The organism is Micromonospora eburnea (assembly GCF_900090225.1).
In the GTDB taxonomy this organism is placed as follows: Bacteria; Actinomycetota; Actinomycetes; order Mycobacteriales; family Micromonosporaceae; genus Micromonospora; species Micromonospora eburnea.
Genome location: NZ_FMHY01000002.1, coordinates 4,238,693 through 4,258,493 on the forward strand (window position 1 = coordinate 4,238,693; position 19,801 = coordinate 4,258,493).

21 protein-coding genes are annotated in these 19,801 nt (G+C 70.8%); 12 read left to right on the plus strand and 9 right to left on the minus strand.

The window, feature by feature from the left end; genetic code table 11:
• From GA0070604_RS18785 to GA0070604_RS18810, 6 genes are all read left to right on the plus strand, one after another.
• Positions 1–1,101 (plus strand): STM4014 family protein, encoded by a 1,101-nt coding sequence (locus GA0070604_RS18785; RefSeq protein ID WP_091119841.1) that lies wholly within the window; start codon positions 1–3, stop codon positions 1,099–1,101.
• Positions 1,089–1,892: an STM4013/SEN3800 family hydrolase gene (locus GA0070604_RS18790; protein ID WP_091119845.1), complete on the plus strand. Its 804-nt coding sequence runs from the start codon at positions 1,089–1,091 to the stop codon at positions 1,890–1,892. Before GA0070604_RS18785 ends, GA0070604_RS18790 begins: the two co-directional genes overlap by 13 nt.
• Positions 1,889–3,205 (plus strand): STM4012 family radical SAM protein, encoded by a 1,317-nt coding sequence (locus GA0070604_RS18795; RefSeq protein WP_091127250.1) that lies wholly within the window; start codon positions 1,889–1,891, stop codon positions 3,203–3,205. The genes GA0070604_RS18790 and GA0070604_RS18795 overlap by 4 nt, the downstream gene beginning before the upstream one ends.
• A complete protein-coding gene (locus tag GA0070604_RS18800; RefSeq protein WP_091119848.1) occupies positions 3,202–4,056 on the plus strand; it encodes an STM4011 family radical SAM protein in 855 nt (284 codons plus the stop codon). Before GA0070604_RS18795 ends, GA0070604_RS18800 begins: the two co-directional genes overlap by 4 nt.
• Positions 4,057–4,225: 169 nt before the next feature.
• Complete coding sequence (locus GA0070604_RS18805) at positions 4,226–4,765, plus strand: ferritin-like domain-containing protein (RefSeq protein WP_091119852.1); 540 nt, start codon at positions 4,226–4,228, stop codon at positions 4,763–4,765.
• 144 nt (positions 4,766–4,909) lie between these two features.
• Positions 4,910–5,485, plus strand: coding sequence for a hypothetical protein (locus GA0070604_RS18810; RefSeq protein WP_091119855.1), 576 nt, complete (start codon positions 4,910–4,912; stop codon positions 5,483–5,485).
• A 148-nt stretch (positions 5,486–5,633) separates the two neighbouring features.
• On the opposite strand, the gene GA0070604_RS32500 is transcribed toward GA0070604_RS18810, so the two are convergent.
• On the minus strand, positions 5,634–5,783 hold the full coding sequence (locus GA0070604_RS32500) for a hypothetical protein (protein ID WP_167363515.1): 150 nt from the start codon (positions 5,781–5,783) through the stop codon (positions 5,634–5,636).
• A gap of 514 nt (positions 5,784–6,297) precedes the next feature.
• On the opposite strand from GA0070604_RS32500, the gene GA0070604_RS18815 reads away from it, so the two are divergent.
• The 4 genes from GA0070604_RS18815 (at position 6,298) to GA0070604_RS18830 (ending at position 10,724) form a co-directional block, all read left to right on the plus strand.
• Positions 6,298–6,801 carry a YcnI family protein gene (locus GA0070604_RS18815; RefSeq protein WP_167363516.1) on the plus strand — a complete coding sequence of 168 codons (504 nt, stop codon included), beginning with the start codon at positions 6,298–6,300 and terminating at the stop codon, positions 6,799–6,801.
• 169 nt (positions 6,802–6,970) lie between these two features.
• Positions 6,971–8,050, plus strand: coding sequence for a substrate-binding periplasmic protein (locus tag GA0070604_RS18820; RefSeq protein WP_167363517.1), 1,080 nt, complete (start codon positions 6,971–6,973; stop codon positions 8,048–8,050).
• Positions 8,047–9,474, plus strand: a complete 1,428-nt coding sequence (locus GA0070604_RS18825) for a hypothetical protein (protein WP_091119867.1) — start codon at positions 8,047–8,049, stop codon at positions 9,472–9,474. The genes GA0070604_RS18820 and GA0070604_RS18825 overlap by 4 nt, the downstream gene beginning before the upstream one ends.
• Positions 9,471–10,724: an MFS transporter gene (locus GA0070604_RS18830; RefSeq protein ID WP_091119871.1), complete on the plus strand. Its 1,254-nt coding sequence runs from the start codon at positions 9,471–9,473 to the stop codon at positions 10,722–10,724. Before GA0070604_RS18825 ends, GA0070604_RS18830 begins: the two co-directional genes overlap by 4 nt.
• On the opposite strand, the gene GA0070604_RS18835 is transcribed toward GA0070604_RS18830, so the two are convergent.
• From GA0070604_RS18835 to GA0070604_RS18855, 5 genes are read right to left on the minus strand one after another with little or no spacing between them, the layout of a single operon-like run.
• The gene (locus GA0070604_RS18835; protein WP_091127251.1) at positions 10,721–11,464 is read right to left on the minus strand and encodes an SDR family NAD(P)-dependent oxidoreductase; all 744 of its coding nucleotides are present in this window, start codon (positions 11,462–11,464) and stop codon (positions 10,721–10,723) included. The two genes, GA0070604_RS18830 and GA0070604_RS18835, sit on opposite strands and share 4 nt — an antisense overlap.
• 47 nt (positions 11,465–11,511) lie before the next feature.
• Entirely contained in the window at positions 11,512–12,723 is a 1,212-nt protein-coding gene (locus tag GA0070604_RS18840) for an amidohydrolase family protein (RefSeq protein ID WP_091119874.1), read from the minus strand.
• Positions 12,720–13,904 carry a M24 family metallopeptidase gene (locus tag GA0070604_RS18845; protein ID WP_091119878.1) on the minus strand — a complete coding sequence of 395 codons (1,185 nt, stop codon included), beginning with the start codon at positions 13,902–13,904 and terminating at the stop codon, positions 12,720–12,722. The genes GA0070604_RS18840 and GA0070604_RS18845 overlap by 4 nt, the downstream gene beginning before the upstream one ends.
• A 1-nt stretch (position 13,905) precedes the next feature.
• Positions 13,906–15,123 (minus strand): aminotransferase class I/II-fold pyridoxal phosphate-dependent enzyme, encoded by a 1,218-nt coding sequence (locus GA0070604_RS18850; protein ID WP_091119881.1) that lies wholly within the window; start codon positions 15,121–15,123, stop codon positions 13,906–13,908.
• A 9-nt stretch (positions 15,124–15,132) separates the two neighbouring features.
• A complete protein-coding gene (locus GA0070604_RS18855) occupies positions 15,133–15,912 on the minus strand; it encodes a glutamate racemase (protein ID WP_167363518.1) in 780 nt (259 codons plus the stop codon).
• 95 nt (positions 15,913–16,007) lie between these two features.
• Between GA0070604_RS18855 and GA0070604_RS18860 the strand changes: the two genes are divergently transcribed.
• Together GA0070604_RS18860 and GA0070604_RS18865 are read left to right on the plus strand one after the other, a co-directional pair.
• A complete protein-coding gene (locus GA0070604_RS18860) occupies positions 16,008–16,901 on the plus strand; it encodes a MurR/RpiR family transcriptional regulator (RefSeq protein ID WP_091119885.1) in 894 nt (297 codons plus the stop codon).
• A gap of 1 nt (position 16,902) precedes the next feature.
• On the plus strand, positions 16,903–17,298 hold the full coding sequence (locus GA0070604_RS18865; RefSeq protein WP_091119889.1) for a RidA family protein: 396 nt from the start codon (positions 16,903–16,905) through the stop codon (positions 17,296–17,298).
• A gap of 52 nt (positions 17,299–17,350) precedes the next feature.
• Here the strand turns inward: GA0070604_RS18865 and GA0070604_RS18870 are convergent, their stop codons facing one another.
• Genes GA0070604_RS18870 through GA0070604_RS18880 form a run of 3 tightly spaced genes read right to left on the minus strand, consistent with a single transcriptional unit; the run spans position 17,351 to position 19,606 of the window.
• Complete coding sequence (locus GA0070604_RS18870) at positions 17,351–18,217, minus strand: 5-oxoprolinase subunit C family protein (protein ID WP_091119893.1); 867 nt, start codon at positions 18,215–18,217, stop codon at positions 17,351–17,353.
• On the minus strand, positions 18,214–18,861 hold the full coding sequence (locus GA0070604_RS18875; RefSeq protein ID WP_091119897.1) for a 5-oxoprolinase subunit B family protein: 648 nt from the start codon (positions 18,859–18,861) through the stop codon (positions 18,214–18,216). The genes GA0070604_RS18870 and GA0070604_RS18875 overlap by 4 nt, the downstream gene beginning before the upstream one ends.
• Positions 18,854–19,606, minus strand: a complete 753-nt coding sequence (locus tag GA0070604_RS18880) for a LamB/YcsF family protein (RefSeq protein ID WP_208602316.1) — start codon at positions 19,604–19,606, stop codon at positions 18,854–18,856. The genes GA0070604_RS18875 and GA0070604_RS18880 overlap by 8 nt, the downstream gene beginning before the upstream one ends.
• Positions 19,607–19,801: the final 195 nt, after the last annotated feature.

Here is a 19,801-nt window from a genome sequence, read left to right on the forward strand (position 1 = left end):
ATGCGACTGACCGTCGTCGGCAACCCCGGTAACCGCCGGGTGGACATGTTCACCCGGGCGGTGCTGGCCGCGGGTCTGCCCCAGCCCGAGGTGCTGCCCTGGGCCGAGGTGCTGGCCGGGGCCGCGCCGCCGTCCGGCGGGCTGGTGCGGGTGGACTCGCCCGGAGAGGACCCGCGGGTCGATCGGCTGCTGCGCCGTTCGGCCACCGCCGCCCGCCACGGCGAGCTGGTCGGACTCGCCGACGCGTACGCCGGTCTGGTCGACGGCATGGCGCGGGTGGCCGCCGGTGGCGCGGAGCTGCTCAACCGGCCCGAGGACGTGGCGGTGCTCTGCGACAAGCGGCGCTGTCACGCGCGGCTGTCGGCGGCCGGGGTGCCGGTGCCGGCCGCGTTGCCGCCGGTCGGCGGATACGCCCAGCTGCGGGCGGCGATGGCGGCGAACGGCTGGAGCCGGGTGTTCGTCAAGCCCGCGCACGGATCGTCCGCCGCCGGGGTGATCGCGTTCGCGGTCGGCCCCCGGCAGGTGCAGGCGATCACCACGATCGAGCACACCCCGGAGGCGCTGTTCAACTCGCTGCGGGTGCGCCGCTACACCGACGAGTCCGAGGTCGCCGTGATCGTCGACCGGCTCGCACCCGACGGCCTGCACGTCGAACGATGGCTGCCCAAGGCCGGCCTCGGCGACCGGGTGGTCGACGCCCGGGTGCTGGTGGTCGCCGGGCGGCCCACGCACACGGTGGTCCGCGCCGCCCGCGGGCCGCTGACCAACCTGCACCTCGGCAACGCGCGCGGTGACCTCGCCGAGCTTCGGGACGCGGTCGGATCCCAGGGCTGGTCGGCGGCGATGGAGACGTGCGAGCGGGTCGCGGCGTGCTTCCCCGGCTCGCTGCACGTCGGGGTCGACCTGATGTTCCTGGTCGGCTGGCGCCGGCACGCCGTGGCCGAGGTCAACGCGTTCGGTGACCTGCTGCCCGGCGTCCTGGTCGACGGACGCGACAGCTACGCCGAGCAGGTGCACGCCCTGACCAGCGGGCGGTGGCAGCGCTGGCGGGCGACTGTCGGTGCGGGGCCCGCTCGGGAGGTGATCGGGTGCGGAGCCTGATCGGCAGCCACGACCTGCTCCTGGTCACCCTCGACACGCTGCGCTACGACGTGGCCGCCGACCTGGTCGCGGCCGGGCGTACCCCGCGGCTCGCGCGGGTGTTGCCCGGCGGACGCTGGGAACGACGCCACTCCCCCGCCAGCTTCACCTACGCGGCGCACCACGCCTTCTTCGCCGGCTTCCTGCCGACGCCGGCGGAACCGGGCGGGCACGAACGCCGGTACGCGGCGGCGTTCCCGGGCAGCGAGACCTGCGGCCCCGACACCTGGGTGTTCGACGCGCCAGACCTGCCGACCGCCCTCGCCGGAGTCGGTTACCACACGCTCTGCCTGGGTGGGGTCGGGTTCTTCAACCGGCGCAGCCCGCTCGGCGCGGTGCTGCCGGGCCTGTTCGCCGAGGCGCACTGGGAGCCGGAGTTCGGGGTCACCTCCCCCACCTGCCTGGACGCCCAGCTCGACCGGCTGGCCGAGGTGCTGACCCGGGTGCCGGCGACGCAGCCGTTGTTCACCTTCCTCAACGTCGCCGCGCTGCACCAGCCCAACCGGCATCATTTGCCCGGCGCCGAGGCCGACAGCCTGGCCAGCCACGCCGCCGCCCTGGAGTACGTCGACGGGCGGGTCGGCCGGCTGTTCGCCCTGGTAACCGGCCGGGGCCGGCCGGTGTTCACCATCATCTGCGCTGACCACGGCACGGCCTACGGCGAGGACGGGCGCACCGGCCACCGGTTCGGCCACGACGTGGTGTGGACCGTCCCGTACGCCGAATTCACCCTGCATCCAGGAGAATGGTGACCAGCGCCAGCCTCGACGGCTCCCCGTACCAGCAGTACCTGTACGCGTACCCGCACAAGACCTCGTACCGGCCGCTGCGGCCTCGCCCGCTGCTGACCGACGTGTGGCGGACGGAGGCGCGGGACTCGCTCTTCCTCTACCTCCACGTGCCGTTCTGCGAGATGCGCTGCGGCTTCTGTAACCTCTTCACCCGCGCGAACGCGCCGCAGGAGCAGGTCGCGGCGTACCTGCGGCAGCTACGCCGGCAGGCCGAACAGGTCGCCGACGCGCTCGACGACGCCGGCTACGCCCGGGCGGCTTTCGGTGGCGGCACCCCGACCTATCTCACCGCCGCCGAGCTGTCCGAGCTGTTCGACATCGCCACCGGCACGGTCGGCGCCCGCCTGCCGGGCGTACCCCTGTCGGTGGAAACCTCGCCGGCCACCGCGACGCCGGACCGGCTCGCGGTGCTCGCCGCGTACGGTACGACCCGGGTGAGTATCGGTGTGCAGAGCTTCCTCGACGTCGAGGCCCGCGCCGCCGGTCGCCCGCAGCGCCGCACCGAGGTGGAGGCCGCGCTCGGCGCGATCCGCGACGCCCGGATCCCGGTGCTCAACATCGACCTGATCTACGGCATCGACGGGCAGACCGCCGACACGTGGCGGCAGAGCCTGGACGCGGCGCTGGCCTGGCGGCCCGAGGAGCTGTACCTGTACCCGCTCTACGTCCGGCCGCTCACCGGCCTCGGCCGGCGCGCCCACGCCCGCGCCGACTGGGACGCCCAGCGGCTCGCCCTCTACCAGCAGGCCGTGGAAACGCTCGGCGCGGCCGGATATCGACAGGAGTCCATGCGGCAGTTCCGCCGCGCGGACGTCCCGAGCCCGGACGGCCCGGACTACTGCTGCCAGGACGACGGCATGGTCGGCCTCGGCTGCGGCGCCCGCTCCTACACCACCACGCTGCACTACTCCTTCGACTACGCGGTCGGCGTGTCCCAGGTACGGGCGGTACTCGACGACTACCTCGCCCGCCCCGCCGACGACTTCCGGTACGCGGAGTTCGGGTTCCACCTCGACGGCGCCGAGCAGCGCCGCCGCTGGCTGCTCAAGTCGCTGCTGCGCGTCGAAGGCGTGGACACCGACGCCTATCGGGCCCGCTTCGGGCGTCCGCCGACCGACGACTTCCCCCAGCTCGGCCGACTCGTCGAGCGGGGTTGGGCCACCGACGGCGGGGTGCGGCTCACGCCCGAGGGGCTGGCCCACTCCGACGCCATCGGCCCGTGGCTCACCTCCGCCGAGGTCCATGACGCGATGACCGGGTACGTGCTGCGGTGAATCTGGCGATTCTCTACCGCGGGCCGCTGGCGAGCTGCAACTACGACTGCCCGTACTGCCCGTTCGCCAAGCGGCACGATCCGCCCGAGCTGCTCCGCGCGGACCGGGCCGCGCTGGCCAGATTCACCGACTGGGTGGCGGCGACCACCGATGTCCGGCTGTCGGTGCTGTTCACTCCCTGGGGTGAGGGACTGACCCGCAGCTGGTATCGGGAGGCCATGACGTCGCTGTCCCACCTGCCGCACGTGGAGCGGGTCGTCATCCAGACCAACCTCGCCGCCCGCGTCGACTGGTTGGCCGAGGCCGATCCCCGCTCCGCCGCCCTCTGGACGACCTACCACCCGGGGCAGGTCACCCGAGAGCGGTTCCTGCGGCGCTGCGCCCGTCTCTCCGAGCTGGGTGTCCGCTACTCCGTCGGAGTGGTCGGCCTACCGGAACACCTCGACGAGGCGCGGGCGCTCCGCGCCGACCTGCCCGACACCGTCTACCTGTGGGTGAACGCCGCGGAGGGGCGCCGCTACGACGCCGCCGAGGAGGCGACCTGGACCGAGCTGGACCCGCACTTCGGCTACAGCGTCCGCCCACACGTTTCTCTCGGCCGGCCCTGCCACGCCGGGGAGACAGCCATCTCGGTGCTCGGCGACGGCACGGTACGCCGCTGCCACTTCATCCCCACCCCCATCGGCAACCTCTACGACGGCTCGTGGCGCGCCGCCCTGAAGCCCCGACCGTGCGGCAACGCCATCTGCGACTGTCACATCGGCTACGTACACCTCAAGCCGCTCGGGCTGCGAGACGTCTTCGCCGGCGGGGTACTGGAACGCATCCCCGCTGCCTGGCCACACCGCTGAGCCCTGGGCCGAGCAGACCGCCACGACATCGCCGGCTCACTGGTTTCCGCCAGAAGACCGGTTCCGGTGACAAATCGCCTGGCTGCCCCGTCGGCGGGTGTAAGCCAGGCGGGCCGGGGTAAACCGGCCACCGCGCGTCAGCCCGACACCAGCGGAAGACGGGGACAGCATGCCGAACCAGTTTGCGCTCGATGTAACCAAGATCCGGGACGACGCCCGCCGCCGGATGGAGGAAGGCCCGGTCACCGGGACGTACGGCGGAGACACCAACCCGGTTCTGGACATTCTCAACCAGGTCGTGGCGACCGAGATCGTGTGCTACCTGCGCTACATCCAGAACTCGATCGCCGCTTCCGGCATTGACCGTGCGCAGGTGGCCGCCGAGTTCAAGGAACACGCGGCGGAGGAACTGCAGCATGGCCTGCGGGCGGCTGAGCGGATCAATCAACTCGGTGGGGTGCCCGACTTCGACCCCGGCACGCTCGCCCAGCGCGCTCATACCGAATACTCCGCGCCGGCCGCTACCGACCTGAACACGATGCTCCGGGAGAACCTGGTGGCCGAACGTATCGTCATCTCCTCGTACCAGGAGATCATCCGGTGGCTCGGTGACGCCGACCCGACCACCCGCCGGCTGATGGAGAGCATCCTGGAGGAGGAGGAAGAGCACGCCAACGACCTGACGGATCTGCTCGGCGTGCAGGGCTGACCGCCTCCGGCCGGTCGAGCCGGGTCACGCACGTTTCCGGCGTCAGGATCCCTGTCGCAGCGCGAGGGCGACGGGGGGCTCGCCGCGTGCCGCTGCCGTGGGTGGGCCGGGCGACCAGACCTGCGATTCGTGCATACTCGATGAATGTCCACGGTGGAACACCTGGTGGTCGCGCCACCGGGAAATCGCCTCGTCCTCGTCAACGGCGAGGAGGGCGCCGGCAAGTCGACCATCATCCGTGCACTGCTACGCCATACGCCCCGCGGTGCCAGGATCGACGCGGAGGACATCGGGCAGACCAACCCCTGCCCCATGGACGACGAGTTCTTCGACCTGCTTCGGCGCAACGTCGCCGGCCTGGTGGAGAGTTTCTGGACCGCCGGCTACGTCAACGTCATCGCTGGCAGCTTTCTCCGCAACTACCCCGACTACCTGGCCTTCCGCCGGTTGCTGAACCAGTCCCCCACGGTGTTCCTGGTGGAGCTCCTGGTCGACAAGGAGGTACGTGACCACCGGCGAGTCACCCGGGCGAAGCGGACGACGCAAGAGTGGCGCGACATGGTCGACCTGATCCCGGAGGATCGGACCATCCGGCAGGCGGCCGGTGCCGACTACCGGTACGTCGGCGTTGACACCACCGGGCTGGACGTCGCCGAGACCGTGCGACGGATCAAGGCCGCCATCCCGGAGGTCTACGCCCGGGTAACACGGCCCCGCTGATCCCGGCCCAGGCGATCCTGGCCGCACCGGGGCCGGTCCACCCCCACATGGTCCACGTCAGGTGCGGCATGTGGGGGTATCCGGCCCCGGAGAACCCACCACATGCCGCATCCCGCGTCGCCCCCAACGGGCCTGGCCGCGTCGCTGGTCAGGGTGACGGAACCACCTGCGCGACGGAGGCCGGCTGCCCGGTACGCGGGCCGCCCTTGATCCAGACCGTGGAACCCGGCTTACGGGCCTCGCGTCGGATCTTCGACACCGACAGCTTGAGGGTCATCTCCTTGTACGCCGCGCCCAAGCGAGGCTCCGCAGCCTGACGATCCTGGAGCGTACGGTCAACGGCCAACCCGGCCTGATCGCCCAGGAGGACGGCGTCACCGGATCACGCGCATCCGGGCCGTCCGCAGTCCCGACAAGCTCCGGCCGTGGACGGTGGGGCCGCAGCACCGGTGAGTCGGGTTCGACGCGTACGAACGGGCCGCAACCCTCGACCCCTACCCGCGACCGGGGCGGCGTGGTGGTGTGGTCGGTTTGCGTCTGGGGTCGCGGGGGCTACCGGACGCGGTGCGCGGCCTCGACCGCGGCGAGTCGGGGCAGGCGCTGTTCACGCTGGTCAAGGCCCACTTGGAAGTGATGTGCCGGCAGTTGGCGAGGGCGGACCGGGACGGTCGTGACCGATCACCCCGGCCCGAGCGAACGCAGCAATCTGCGCGAAGACAAGGCGGCGGCCCCTCCCCATGCTGAGTCCCGGTGCCGGGCCGGGAGCAGAGGGGCTGACGGCTACGAGCATCCAGAGCTTCTGGAGGAGACGAGTGATCAAACTGATGCGACGTGCCGGTGCCGTCCTGGTCGCCGCGGCCGTGGCGATCGGCGTCGCCGCCGTGCCGGCCAGCGCCCACATGATCGCCGAGCCCTACACGGCCGAAACGAAGTTCTTCCACACCGCTTTCCGGGTGACGCACGGCTGCGCCGGCTCCGCGACCACCGAGGTGCGGATGCAGATCCCCGAAGGCCTGCACCTCGTCACCCCTGATCCCGTACCGGGCTGGGAGCTCAAGGTGACCCGGGCGGTCGGCGCGGGCCAGGGCTTCGGCCGGGTCGTCGAGGTGACCTGGACCGGTGGGCTGCTGCCCGACCACGAGCAGGCGCTGTTCGGCATGGGCTTCCGTATCGACCGGAATGCACCCGAGATGCTGTGGTTCCCGACCATCCAGAAGTGCGAGGTCGGCGAGAACCGCTGGGTGGAGATTCCTCCCACCATGGAGGAGTGGCACGTGTACAGCTCGGCGCCTTTCGTGATCAACAAGGCCTGGTAGTACGACGGGGCGGGCACACACCAACTCGCCTCCGGGGGACGCGCCCCGCGAACGGATGGAAAACACCATCCGCTTCGGACGGTGCATCCCCCGGAGGTGCCTCGGCCACCTAATCCGCCCCTCGTCGAGGTCTCGGGGCCCCTGGATCCGTCCGGTTAGGATGCGGATCATGACCCCGAACTGGCGCCGCCCGGCGCTGCTGCAGCCACTCCGGGCCTGGGGGCCGATGCTGGTGCTGCTCGTCCTGGTGGTCGTGGCGGTGGCGGTCGTGGCCGTCGGCCTGCGGCCGTCCCCCACCTCACCGGCCCGACCGGTGCTGGTCTCGACCGGCGACTGGGCGCCGTTCGTCGGCCCGGAGCTGCCCGACGGCGGGCCGGTCACGAAGTTGGTCGTCGAGGTGCTGAACCGGGCCGGCTACTCCCCCGAGGTCAGGTACACGTCGTGGTCGCTGGCCGAGGACCAGGTCCGGTCCGGTGCCACCGTCGGAGCGTTCCCGCTGGTGGGCAGCGAGTCGCGGCGGAAGGATCTGCTCGTCTCCGACTCGCTCATCGACTTCGAGTACGTGCTCTTCTACGACCGCCGCAAGGGCGAGCCGCGGGCCACCACGGCCGCGGACCTGCGCGCTCTGCGCGTCGGCGGCATCAGCGGGTACGACTACTGGAACGACCTGGAGTCCGCGGTCCCCCGGATGGTGGAGTTCGGCTCGACCCTGGACGGCTTCCAGGCGCTGGCGGAGGGCCGGATCGACGTACTCGCCGAAGGGTTGCTCCCCGGGCAGGCGGCGCTGGCCGACCCGTCCTTCGCCGGGGACGCCCGCGACTTCGGCTATCTGCAGGGCGACAATCCGCTGACCCACTCGGTGCAGGGCGTGTACTTCATGATGGCCAGGACCCCCGAGGCCGCGCCCGTGCTGGAGAAGTTCAACCAGGTGCTGGCCGAGCTCCGCCGGAGCACCGAATACGAGCAGTTCGTCGAGGGCCTCCAGCCGTCCGCGTTCCGCGACGTCACCCTGACCCCGGTGGGTGAGACCGGGCTGGTGGAGCTGCTCGACGAGCATGGCAACCTGGTGCTGGTCGCGCCGCAGGGCACGCGAGCGCAGGTGCTCACCTGGCCCGACCAGTTCGTCCGCTCCGCCGGCCCGCCCCGCGGGCGGATTCTCGTTCGGGTGAAGATCACCAACGGCCCGGCGCGAGGGCGGGTTCTGCACGTCGACGCCCGCGCCCTGCTGCTCGAAGCCAAGGTGTCATGACCCAGTTACGGATCCTCGCCCCGGTGGTGGTGGACTACTACGCCGTGCCCGGCGCCTCGCTGCGCGATCCCCACGGGTACGCGCGGTTCTGGGCCGCGCAGCAGCCGGCGGTCGACGAGCTGTTGAGAGTTCTCTCCCCCGCTGCCACGGACGAGCCCGGGCCACCGCCGCCGACCGTCGTGTTGGAGCACACCCGGCCCACGAGCTCGCTGAACCTCTATCGCACGATCGACGACTACGCGGTCGAGCGCACCCTGCACATCCTCACCGGCACGTTGCGCCCGGAGCACCTGCCGGACGAGTTCACCGGCGCCACCGAGGCCCTGCACCGCGGGGTCACCGAGATCAGCTTCCGGCTGTTCGACCACGGCCTGATGCTGCTGGAGATCCTGACGGACCTGGGGCCGCTCGCCGAGCACTCCGACGGACTCGAAGCCCACCTCGACGACGTCCAGGCTCGGGCGGTGGCGATGGGTGAGCAGGTGGCACGCGAGGCCGTCCGCCGGTATGTGAACCCGGTGCTGGACCTGCTGCGCCGGGCCGACCGGGAGGAGCGGTTGGTCGTCCCGGCGACCCCGGCCGGCGACCCGGTGACGGCGGAGTTCGGCGAGGCGCTCTGGGTCACCCGCAGTCTCGTGATCGACCCGTCCGAGCCGGCCGCCGAGCGGGCGGTGCGGCACTGGGTCAAGGACGTGGTGACGCCCGGGGACGACGGCCATCCGGCGGACCGGCTGCTGAACGGGGACGTTCATCACCTGGTCCGATGGCTGAACTACATTTTCCTCGACCGGACCGGCGCGGGCGGCCGGATGCTGCCCGGTGACCCGTTCCGCGACCAGTGGGACGCGCTGCGGTACGCGCAGGTCTTCTACGGGGTGCTGGACCGGATCGACAGCCGGCTGTCGAAGATCCTCGCGGACTCGGCGGCGGCGGGCTCGCGCTGGGAACTCGAACGGCTCAGGGGACATCTGATGAGCCTGAGCCAACGCGCCGAGCTGATCATCATGGAGCGCTGGGAGCTGTCGAAGTACCTCAAGCGCGCCGTACGCGCGGAGATGGACGCGATCCTGGCGTTCTGGGACTACGAGAGCCTGCTCGAACAGCCGGTGCGGTTCAAGATCGGGATCTGCGAGCGCCAACTGGCGGAGCTCTCCGCCCGGCGTACGGCCCGCTCCGCGATGTTCACCGACCTCATCCTGTTGGGTATCGCGGTGACCTCGATCCTCGGCACGGCGTTGACCGTGACCGAGTTCGGCCGCTCGATCGCCAACGATCCCGAGATGGCGGCCTACGACCTGGGCAGGTCCTCCATCGTGGAGTGGATCGCCGCGCAACCCGCCGACGCGATCGTGGTCTCCTCCGGGGTGGTGTCGGTGCTGTTGGTGATCATCTACCTGTTCTTCCGGAGCGACAAGAGCACATGAGAACGGCTCTCCGTAGTCGCCCGGTCCGTATCTTCGCGATCACCCAGTTCCTGCTCGAAGTGCAGTTCTGGTTCCCGGTCTGGCTGATCTACCTGCTGGATCTGGGCTTTCCGCTGACAACAGCGGTGCTCGCCGACGGCGTGTTCCGGATCGTCGTGGTGGTGTGCGAACTTCCCGTCGGGCTGGCCGCCGACCTGATCGGGCGACGCCGTACCTACCTCACCCTGGCCGCCGGCACGGTGCTGACCTTCGCCGCGATCACCCAGATCCGGTCCGTGGCGATGCTGTTCGGCACGTGGGTGCTCTGGGGCGTGCTCTGGGCGCTGACCTCCGGCGCGGCCAGTACCTACCTGTACGAACTGTGCGACCAGGACGAGTTGGAGATCAGCCCGGCGAAGGCGTTCGGGCTGGTGCGGGCGGTGGGCAACGCGTCCGTACTGCTCTCGCTCCTCGCGGCCGGCTACCTCTACGAGGTGGACCGCCGGTTGCCGTTCGCGGTCACCGCCGCGCTGGCCGCGGTGGGGTTCCTGCTCGCGCTCACCCTGCCGGAGATCCGCAAGCCCCGGGTGGTCTCCACGTGGTCGTCGGTGGTGGCGGACATCCGTCGCGCGGCGGCCGATCCCCGGATCCGCCGGGTCGGTTGGCTGGGCGTCCTCCTGCTGCTGTTCGGGTGGAGTGCCCGCATCCTGTTCCAGCCACTGGCGCTCGAACTGGGCCTGTCCGCGGCACTGACCGGATCGATGTACGCGGCGTTCGCGGCGGCCTCCGTGCTCGGTGGGTTGGCGGCCGGGTACGTGGGGCGGTCACACCGCCGGCCCGCCCTGGCGGCGGCGTTCCTGCTCGTCCTCGCCGCTCTGGTGGCCACCGGTCAGCTGCCGTGGCTGGGCCCGTTTCTGTTCCTGCCGTTGATGGGGTTCGGCTACGCCCTGGGCACGACCGTCCTGGAGGTGCTGACCAACGAGGTCACCCCGCAGCCGGTACGGGCGCTGGCGTTCGGCGTGATCAGTTGCCTGAGCGGAGTGGGCATCGCCGTGGCCCGCCCCGGGCTCGGGATTCTCGCGACGGACCACTCCACGTCGTTCGCGTTCCTGGCCTGGGCCGGCGTCGGGGTGCTGGTGGTGGGCCTGGCGGTGCCGGGAATCCGTCGGCTGCACCCGGCGGCGGACCTGCCCCTCGGCGGCCCGCCCGGCCCGACGGGGCCGGGCGGGCCCAGCAGCGACTCCTCGGCCGTCCCGACCCGCCACGCCTAGCGGAGATGCGAGGCGCCGTTCAGATCGAGGATCGCACCGGACGCCCACTCGGCCTCGGGTGACGCGAGATACAGCACCGCGGCGGCGACCTCGTCAGGGGTGGCGATGCGCCCGAACGGACTGTCGGCGGTGATCCTCGCAGGGATCTCGGTGCCGAACCGCTCGGCCACGCGCTCGGTGGCGGTGAACCCGGGGGCGATGCTGGTCACCGCGATCCCGTGCGGCGCCAACGCGATCGCGAGGGACTGCCCGAGAGCATGCAACGCCGCCTTCGTCACCGCGTACGCGGGATGTTCCAGCTCGCCTCGGAAGGCACCCCGCGAACCGATGTTGATGATCCGACCGCGGACGGCCGCGGCGACCATGGCCTGGGCCGCGGCCCAGGACACGTGGGCAGCCCCGAGGAGATTGATGTCCGTGAACTGCCGCCACATGCCGGCCCAGGTCGCGAAGTCCGTCCCGACGACAGGATGCCGGAGGGCGGGGGACGTCGCGACCGCCGCGTTGTTGACGACGATGTCGAGGCCGCCGAGTGCCCGCTCGGCTCCCTCGACGACCCTTCGGCACTCCTGCGGGGAGGACAGGTCTCCCTGGATCAGCGCGTGTCCGTCGCCGGGCAGGAGCCGCATCGTACGCTGCGCGTCCGCCGCCCGCCCCAGATAGTGGACGGCGACCCGGTCGCCCGCCTCCGCGAACCTCACCGCCACCGCGCGGCCGATGCCCCGGGAGGCACCTGTCACCAGGACATGCCGTGTGCCGTTGGGCTGGGCCCGGTGCGTCGCGCCGGTCACCACTGGGTCTCCGACGAGACGAGTCGCCGGCCGGCGACGACCACCTCGACGACCTTGGGCGCCCGCGCCGCGAAGTCAACCCCGTCGATGACCACGAGGTCGGCGGGGTGACCGGGACGGATCATCCCGGTAAGTCCGGGCACGCCGAGCGCGTCCGCGTTACCGGCTGTCGCCAGGTGCAGGAGCCGTTCGGCGGGCACCCCGGCTCCGGCGAGCGGCTGGAGCTCGCGTACATACGCCCCGAAGGGCGTGTGCTTCCATCCGGCGTCGGTCCCGACCGCCATCCGCCCACCGGCACCGAGCACCCGGTCGGCGTTGCGGCGGTAGTACTCGGTCCGTACGGACTGCTCGTCATGTTCGACGGTGCCGTTCGAGCCCGACAGGTGCAGGTACGCCTCGTTGCAGCCGAGCGTGCTGCCGAAGACGACCCCCGCCGCGACGGCAGCCTCAAGCGCTTCCTGTTGGACGTGGCTGAGCCCGTCCGCCGCGAGGAATCCCAGGTGTTCGATGCCGTCCGCCCCCGCCGCGGTCGCGGCGAGGATCGCGCCGTTGGTCAGGGCGTGGACCGTCACCCGCTTGCCCTGGGCATGAGCGAGCCGGACCGCCTCGGCGATCTGGTCGCTCGTGAGGGTCGTCTCGTGTGGCACCGTACCGAGGGTTCCGCCGCCGCTGGCGACGAGCTTGAGCCCGTCCGCCCCGGCCGCCAGGTTGGCCCGTGCGACATCGGTGACGGTGCGTGCCGCCCCGAGGGCCCCACCGAAGAGGTGCATGTGCCCGCGCTCGGCGGTGATCGGCATTCCGTAACGAAGTACCCGCGGCATGAGGCCCGGTCCCGGGGACCATGCCAGGTAGTCCAGATGAGAGCCCAGGTCACGGACGGTGGTCACGCCACCGGCCAGGTGCGCCCGCAGGTTGGCCGTCGCGACGGCGATCCTCGTCTCGAAGGGGGCCGGGGCCACCTCCTCGATGGGACGCCCGTTCCCCGGCATCGTCGAGTGGACATGGGCGTCGATCCACCCTGGCGTCAGCACGGCACCGGAGTGGTCGACGAGCGGGAGCGCGGAGTACCTGCCGAGCAGCCGGGCCCTGGGACCGAGGTCGACGACGGTGCCCTCGGCGACGACGACGACGTAGTCGTCATCCGGCAGGAATCCCAGGCCGTCGTGGACCCGGGAAACCGCCAGCACGAACGGGTCGGTGCCGCTCATGCGTCCCACCTCAACGGGGTTGTCGTGAGCAGCTCGACCCCGTGCGCGTTCACGATGACGTTGTCCTCGATAAGGCAACTGCCGACGCCGTCCCTGGCGAGGAACGCCTCGACCCCGAGGACCATCCCCTCCTCGAAGATGTCGTCCGGCGCGGACAGGGCGCTCCCGATCCGAGGAGTCTCGAAGAACATTCCGACCCCATGCCCGTAGAAGGGGAAGAACTTCGAGGTCGGCGAGTCGTCTCCCCCGTAGCGCGCCGTCAGTTCGTCGCCGCGCCGAGCGGCGTCGAGGAGACGGACGCCCGGCCGGATCATGGCGCAGAGCTCCTCGACGATCTCGACCGTGGCCTCGATCAGACCGCGCTGCGCCCCCGACGGCCGGCCCCCGCACACCCACTCGCGGGCCGGGTCCAGGTAGTAGCCCTGGTACATGGGGCCGTGGACCATCCCGGCCACCAGGTCACCCGGCTGCGGAGCCAACTGGCTGTATCCGGTCAGCGGTTCGGCGCACTGGTAGCCGATGTGCTCCCCGTGGGTGGTGCCCATCAGCTGGATCCGGCCGCCCCGCTCGACGACGATCTGGGAGGCCGCGCCGGCCGCGACGGCCTCCTTCTCGCCACCGATGAGCCCGGACATCAGCCGGGTCAGGGCAAGCGACGCGGTCTCGCCGGCGTGCCGGTAACAGTCGAGTTCCGCGGCACTCTTGATCTTCCGGACCGTCTTGACGAGGTCGTCCTCGGGACGCCAGTCGATCTGCGGGCACAGCTCGGAAAGCTGCTGGTAGTACTTGATCGGGAAGAAGTTCGTCCCGACGAAGCCCACCTGACCGGAGATGCCGAGCTCGCGGAGTCGCTCGCCCACGGCCCGGACGGGGTCCGAGCTCCACCGGACGTCCCGCACGGCGAGGCGGTCCATTCGAGGATCAGGCTCGTCGATGTGCAGCTCGGGTTCGTGGCCGGGCCGCACGATCAGCGCCGCGAAGGACCGCGCGTTCCAGATCGCGGAGTCCGCGCCCGCGCTGATCGCGAAGTGGTTGGACAGGTAGAGGATGTCGCCGCAGTGCTCGAACTGGCCACCGGCTCGGCCCCAGATCACGACGGTGTCGAGCCGGCGTCGCTCGACCTCGGCCATGACGGCGGCCCAACGCCGGTCGTACTCGGCATCGGTGAAGTAGCGGGACACCTCAGACCGCCGTGGGGAAGGATTCGAGCACCGCCCGCATCCGCACCAGGGCCGCCGCCCAGACCTGCTCGTCCTGGGCGAAGCAGATCCGGAAGTGCTTGGTCCCGCCGGCGCCGAACTGGTATCCGGGGTTCACCACGAGTCCCGCCTCGCGCTTGAGCGCCAGGGCCACGTCCTGGTCGCTCGCCTGCAGGCCGGAGAACGAGGGGAACAGGTACGCCGACCCGCCGGAACGCCGCACGTCGACGCCGGGAATGTCGAGGAGAGCCGTCATGCTCTGGTCACGCAGCGCCTGGTACTCGCCGATCCGCTGCTGTACGTAGTCCTCGTCGTCCTTGATCCACCGGGCCAGGACGTGCTGGGCGTACGCGGGCGCCCGGAGTGAGGCGATGCCCATGACATCTTCCATCCGGGTGATGAGGTCCGCCGGGCCGACCGCGACCCCGATCCGGTATCCGCTGAGCGACTCCGTCTTGCTCGGGCCGAGAGTCGTCAGGGTCCGCTCCCGCATCCCGGGCACGGCCGCCAGGTGGGCGAACGGCGCCTTGTCGTAGACGAGGCGGCAGTAGAGCTGGTCGACGATGACGAACGCGTCGGACTCCAGGATCGCCTGCGCGATCTCGTTGACGTGCTCCGGGGTGAACACCGCGCCCGTGGGGTTGTTGGGGTGCGAGAACATGACGAGCTTCGGCTGCTTGGCCAACTGGGCCCGAAGCACGTCGAGGTCGAGCCTCGGCGCCTGCCCCGCCTCCCAGACGAGCGGAACGGGAAGCACCTCCGCGCCGAAGTATCGGACGGACCGGTCGCTCGTGATGTAGTCCGGATCGGGGACGACGACCTTGTCGCCGGGGTTGATCATCGCGGCGAGCGCGGAGTACAGCCCGGCCTGGGTTCCCGGGGTCAGGATGACCTCGCGATCCGGATCGAATTCGAGCCCCAGCAGGCCGCTGACGTTGCCGGCCACCGCGGATCGCACACCGGCGTCGCCCCGGTAGGGCGTGTACGTCATCCCGGCGCCGCTCGCCGCCTTCGAGAACTCCTCGATCGCCCAGTCGACGGGCGGGAATCGGTGCGTGTCCGCGTAGGTGATGTCGAGGAAGTCGGGTCCGGCGGGCTGGCGCTCAAGCTCGCGCTCAAGCTCCCTGAGGCCCTTGCCATGGGTGGCCTGGAGGTGGGGACCCGCGAGACGGAGGATCCGATCGGCCGGATTGAAGATCATGGTACGGCCTCAGCTCTCTGTGAGATCGATGTTGACGGTGGCGGTGGTGGTGAATTCGAGCCCGTATGTCTCCCGGGCGAGCGCGGGAATGTCGACGGGGTGGTGACCGGTGACCGACAGCTCGTGCCCGGGTGACTCCGGGGCCGCTGTCGGCGTCGCATCGGTCGTGACCGATCGGACGATGTCGCACACGGCCTGCACCGCCCCGTCGAGGGGGTCCAGGAGCGCGATTCCGGGCAACGCGTCGATCATGGCCGGCAGGATGCATGTGTAGTCGGTGCACGCCAGGACGGCGTGGGTCGCCCCGCTCCGGCCGAGCTCGTGTCGCAGTTGCCGGAGAAGGTCGGCCACCGCGGGTGAGCTGGCGTCGCCCTCCTCGGCGTGGCGAAGCAGCGCCTCCGTGGGCATGGGCACCCAGTCGTGGTCGGGGTACGCACGCGGGATCGCTCCGCTGACGATCGTGCCCAACGTGCCGAGCAGAGCCACCCGGCCAGCCGTCGCGGGTGGCAGGACGCGACCGACCGCCTCGACCATGTCGACACACGGCACCAGGCGCTCGTCGGTCGCGGGAGCCACGACACTGGCGGTGTTGCACGCGATGACCCACACGTCGACACCCTGGTCGGCGAAGAACCGCTCCGCCTGGCGGACGTACCTGGCCACTGTCGCGCCCGGCTGGGGCCCGTACGGGCGGCGGCCGGAATCGGCCAGGTAGCTGATCGCCACACCGGGCAGGCTGCGCGTGACGGCACGCGCGATGGGAAGTCCGCCGATCCCTGCGTCGAACACGCCGACCGTTCTTCCCATGAACGAGCCATCATCCGGTGTATGCTCTGCGGTCATGCCACAAGATCCTGCACTATTGCCTGAGATGATGCAAGAGCATGGTCCAGGCGCAGGCCGCCCTGCCCTGGACATGGCATCGGGACGGTGCCATGCCGCGAGATGACGAGACCCTGCCCGAGCGGGTGCGCCGCAAGGAAGACCTGCTCAGCGCGAGTCAGCGCAAGATCGCCCGGTACTGCATCACGCAGCCACGCGAGGCCGCGCAACTCACCGCGCTGCGGATCGCGGAAAAGCTCGGAGTCAGCGAGTCGACCGTTGTCCGTTTCGCCATCAGGATGGGCTACGAGGGCTTCCCGGACATGCAAGCGGCCATCCGCCGCGCCGCCGAGCAACGCGCCGCCACCCAGGTCGCCGGCACCACCTCGCCGCGTGACGGGCGCGTCCACAGCTCGCTGCGCGGCGATCTGGACGCCCTGAGCCAGACCGTCGAATCCTTCGACTACCAGGCGCTGCACGACTGTGCCGAGGCGCTGCACGGCGCCAGGCTGCTCCACGTCGTCGGCTTTCGATCAGCGTTCGGTCTCGCGTACACCGTGGAGTTCCACCTCCGGCACTTCATGAACACCAGGCTCATCGGGGCGGTCGGAGGGACCGTCCTCGACGACGTCGACCTCATCGGGCCCGACGACGCGGTGCTCGCCTTCACCTTTCCCGTCTACGACGAACGCTCGCTCCAGGCCGTCGAGCAGGCCACCGCGGTCGGCGCCAACTCGGTCGTCGTCACCGACAGCGCCCTTGCCCCGATCCCGATCGATCCGCTCGTCCGGACCCTGATGACCCGATACGAGACCCAGACCTTCTTCAACTCCGCGGTGGCTCCCTCCGCCATCGCGAACGCCCTGGTCCTACGCCTGCTCGAGCTCTCCGCCAAGCAGGATCGGGGGCTGGAGCGCAGACTCTACGACCGATTCCAACGACAGAGGACCACCTGACATGGGCCTGCACACCGACCGCCGCATCATCACCACCGCCGACGCCCCACCCCCGGCCGGCACCTATTCGCAGGCCGTCTGCGCCGGCGGACTGGTTCACGTCGCCGGGCAGACCCCCCGTCTGCCCGACGGCACCCGACTCAACGACGCGCCGTTCGAGACCCAGGCCCGCCAGACCCTCACGAACCTCGAAGCCATCGCCCAGGCGGCCGGCTCCTCGCTCGCCGAGGCGGCCTTCTGCACGGTGTACCTCACCGACGTCGAGCAGCGCGGGACGTTCGACTCGATCTGGGCCGAGTTCGTCGGCGCGGTTCCCCCGTCACGAGCCATCGTCCAGTCGAACCTGCCCGGATTCTCCGTGGAGATCACCGCCGTTCTGCCGTGTCGGTGCGCCTGACCGGTCCGTAGCCGCGGCCGGCCCGGAGATCAGCTCCGGGCCGCGCCGCGCGTCAGGCCCGCCCCGGCGCCCGCCTGACGAAGCGCACCACGGTCCCCGGCAGGCTCTGCGCGAGCACCGGCAGATCCGACTCGTCGACGACGGCGATTACGGGATAGCCCCCCGTGGGTGGGTGATTGGCCAGGTGGACGATCGGTTGCCCCGAGGGGGGCACCTGGATCGAGCCGATCTGCAACCCCTCCGTCGGTAGCTGGCGGGGTTCGACGAGGACCAGTTCCGGCCCCGTCAGACGGGCCGCGATCCGATTCGTGTCGGCGCTCAACGTCCAGGCCGTGCTCACCAGCAGCTCCTGCGCCTGGCGGGTGAACCACTCGTGTCTCGGCCCGGGCGAGACACGCAGCTCGACGTCCCGGCGATCGCACAGCCCGATCAGCGCGTCGGCCGCAGCCGGCGGTCCGGCCACGAGGCCGCCGATCGGCACCACCTGGCCCGGCGTCAGCGGTGGCGGCCCGATTCCCGACAGGGTGTCCACCGATCGGCTCCCGAGTTGGGGCTCGACATCGAGGCCCCCCCGAACGGCAAGGTAGCTCCACAGCCCGAAGGGTGGCACCGCCAGCGACAGGACCGCCCCGGCCCGCGCCCAGACGCTGGCACCGAACGCCACCGGGACTCCGTCGAGGCGGACTCCGACGGGAGCGCCCGCGATGGCGAAGAGCGCGGGCTCGAGGAACTCCACCGTGAGGCCCCCGCGCAGCACCTCCATCGTCGCCGCGTCGACGGCGTTGCCGACGAGCCGATTGGCCAGGTGGTGGCTGGGTGCGTCCGCCGGGCCGCTGCGCGGCACCCCCAGGTGTCCCCAGCCCCAACGGCCGAGATCCTGGGTTGTGGCGAGCGGCCCAGTGGTAAGAACACGGATCATGTCACGTCCCGGAACCGGATTCGATCCCCGATACGCAATCGGCTGGGCGGATCGGCGTGCGGATCCCACAGCGGCGGTCCGGCCCGATGCCCGATGAGATGCCAGCCGCCTGGTGACTGCTCGGGGTAGATGATGGTGAACTCGTTCGCGATGGCCAGGGCTCCCGACGGGACCCTCGTACGCGGAACGCTCCTTCTCGGCAGCCGTAGGTCGTCCGGCAGTTCGCCGAAGAAGGCCTGACCGGGGGCGAAGCCGAAGAACTCCACCTCGTACTCCGTCGTCGAGTGGCGGTGCACGAAGGTGTCGACGTCCATGCGGAGCTGCTCGGCGACGTAGTCGAGGTCCTGCCCGTCGTAGCGGACCGGGATCTCGACGAGCCGCCGCTCCTGCTGCACGACCGCCGCCACCGGAGCGTCTCTCAGCCGGACCAGGATCTCGTCGAGGTGCTCCGGGGCGGCCTGGAGATACACCGTCCGCGCCGCCGGAATGACCTCCCACAGCCACCCGTCGACGTCGACCTGGCGGGCCTGTGCGGCAACCATCTTCGCGTGCTCGAGCCGCCCCAGGTCGATCAGGGCGCCGGTCCGCGCGAGCCGGTGCACCCGCAGGATGACGTCCGCGCAGCGCTTGGCCGGATCAGGCAAGGAGACCTCGCAGCGCCACTCCCTCGTCCTCGAGCGCCGCCCGTACCGCCTGCGCGATCTTTTCGGCGCCAGGGGAGTCCGAGTGGATACAGACCGAGTCCACCTCAAGGGGAAGAGTCGATCCGTCGATCGCCGTCACCGTCCTGGTCGTGGCGATCTGGACGGCCCGCCGGGCCGCGACCTCCGGGTCCGTGATCATCGCGCCGTCCTGCCCGCGCGGAACCAGCAGGCCGTCCGGCTGGTACGCCCGGTCGATGTAGCCCTCGCGCAGGAGCCGGCAGCCGGCGTCGCCGACAGCGGCGGCGAAGCTCGTGCCCGGCTGGCACAGAACGGGGATGTCGCGCCCGAACATGGTGAGCCCTTCCGCGATGGCCCGCGCCATGTCCGGGCGCTGGACGCAGGCATGATAGAGCGCCCCGTGGACCTTGAGGTAGGCGATCGACAGACCACACGCTCGAGCTATCGCCTCCAGGGCGCCCAGCTGGTAGAGCACGTCGGCCGCGAGGCTCGCGGGCGGGACGTCGATGAAGCGGCGGCCGAAGCCGCGCAGGTCGAAGTACCCGACCTGCGCGCCCACCGTCACACCGAGCTCGGCCGCGTCGCGGCAGGTCCGCAGGAGGATGTCGGGGTCACCGGCGTGGAAGCCGCACGCGACGTTGGCGTCCGTGACCAGTTCGAGCAGGGCCCGGTCGTCGGCCACGGACCACACGCCGAACCCCTCTCCGATGTCGCTGTTGAGGGAGATCGTCGGGATGTCTGGCGTCGTGTTCATGGCAGCTCCTTGGGTGGCGGGCGGCAGCCTGGGCGGGCTTCCGACTCACTCAGTCTTGCACCAGTTACCCACGATGACGCAAGTCCGAGACGCAACAACCCGACTACCAGCAGGAGTATGCCGAGATCTCTTGCGCCACCAAGGGTTAGGGTGCAGGATCTCCTGTAC

Excerpts from the sequence above, each read along its gene's own strand:
- GA0070604_RS18865 (WP_091119889.1), top strand. The coding sequence starts at position 16,903 with ATGGGCCTGCACACCGACCGCCGCATCATCACCACCGCCGACGCCCCA.
- GA0070604_RS18810 (WP_091119855.1), top strand. The coding sequence starts at position 4,910 with ATGTCCACGGTGGAACACCTGGTGGTCGCGCCACCGGGAAATCGCCTC.
- GA0070604_RS18860 (WP_091119885.1), top strand. The coding sequence starts at position 16,008 with ATGGTCCAGGCGCAGGCCGCCCTGCCCTGGACATGGCATCGGGACGGT.
- GA0070604_RS18830 (WP_091119871.1), top strand. The coding sequence starts at position 9,471 with ATGAGAACGGCTCTCCGTAGTCGCCCGGTCCGTATCTTCGCGATCACC.
- GA0070604_RS18840 (WP_091119874.1), bottom strand. The coding sequence starts at position 12,723 with ATGAGCGGCACCGACCCGTTCGTGCTGGCGGTTTCCCGGGTCCACGAC.
- GA0070604_RS18825 (WP_091119867.1), top strand. The coding sequence starts at position 8,047 with ATGACCCAGTTACGGATCCTCGCCCCGGTGGTGGTGGACTACTACGCC.
- GA0070604_RS18820 (WP_167363517.1), top strand. The coding sequence starts at position 6,971 with ATGACCCCGAACTGGCGCCGCCCGGCGCTGCTGCAGCCACTCCGGGCC.
- GA0070604_RS18870 (WP_091119893.1), bottom strand. The coding sequence starts at position 18,217 with ATGATCCGTGTTCTTACCACTGGGCCGCTCGCCACAACCCAGGATCTC.
- GA0070604_RS18805 (WP_091119852.1), top strand. The coding sequence starts at position 4,226 with ATGCCGAACCAGTTTGCGCTCGATGTAACCAAGATCCGGGACGACGCC.
- GA0070604_RS18785 (WP_091119841.1), top strand. The coding sequence starts at position 1 with ATGCGACTGACCGTCGTCGGCAACCCCGGTAACCGCCGGGTGGACATG.
- GA0070604_RS18850 (WP_091119881.1), bottom strand. The coding sequence starts at position 15,123 with ATGATCTTCAATCCGGCCGATCGGATCCTCCGTCTCGCGGGTCCCCAC.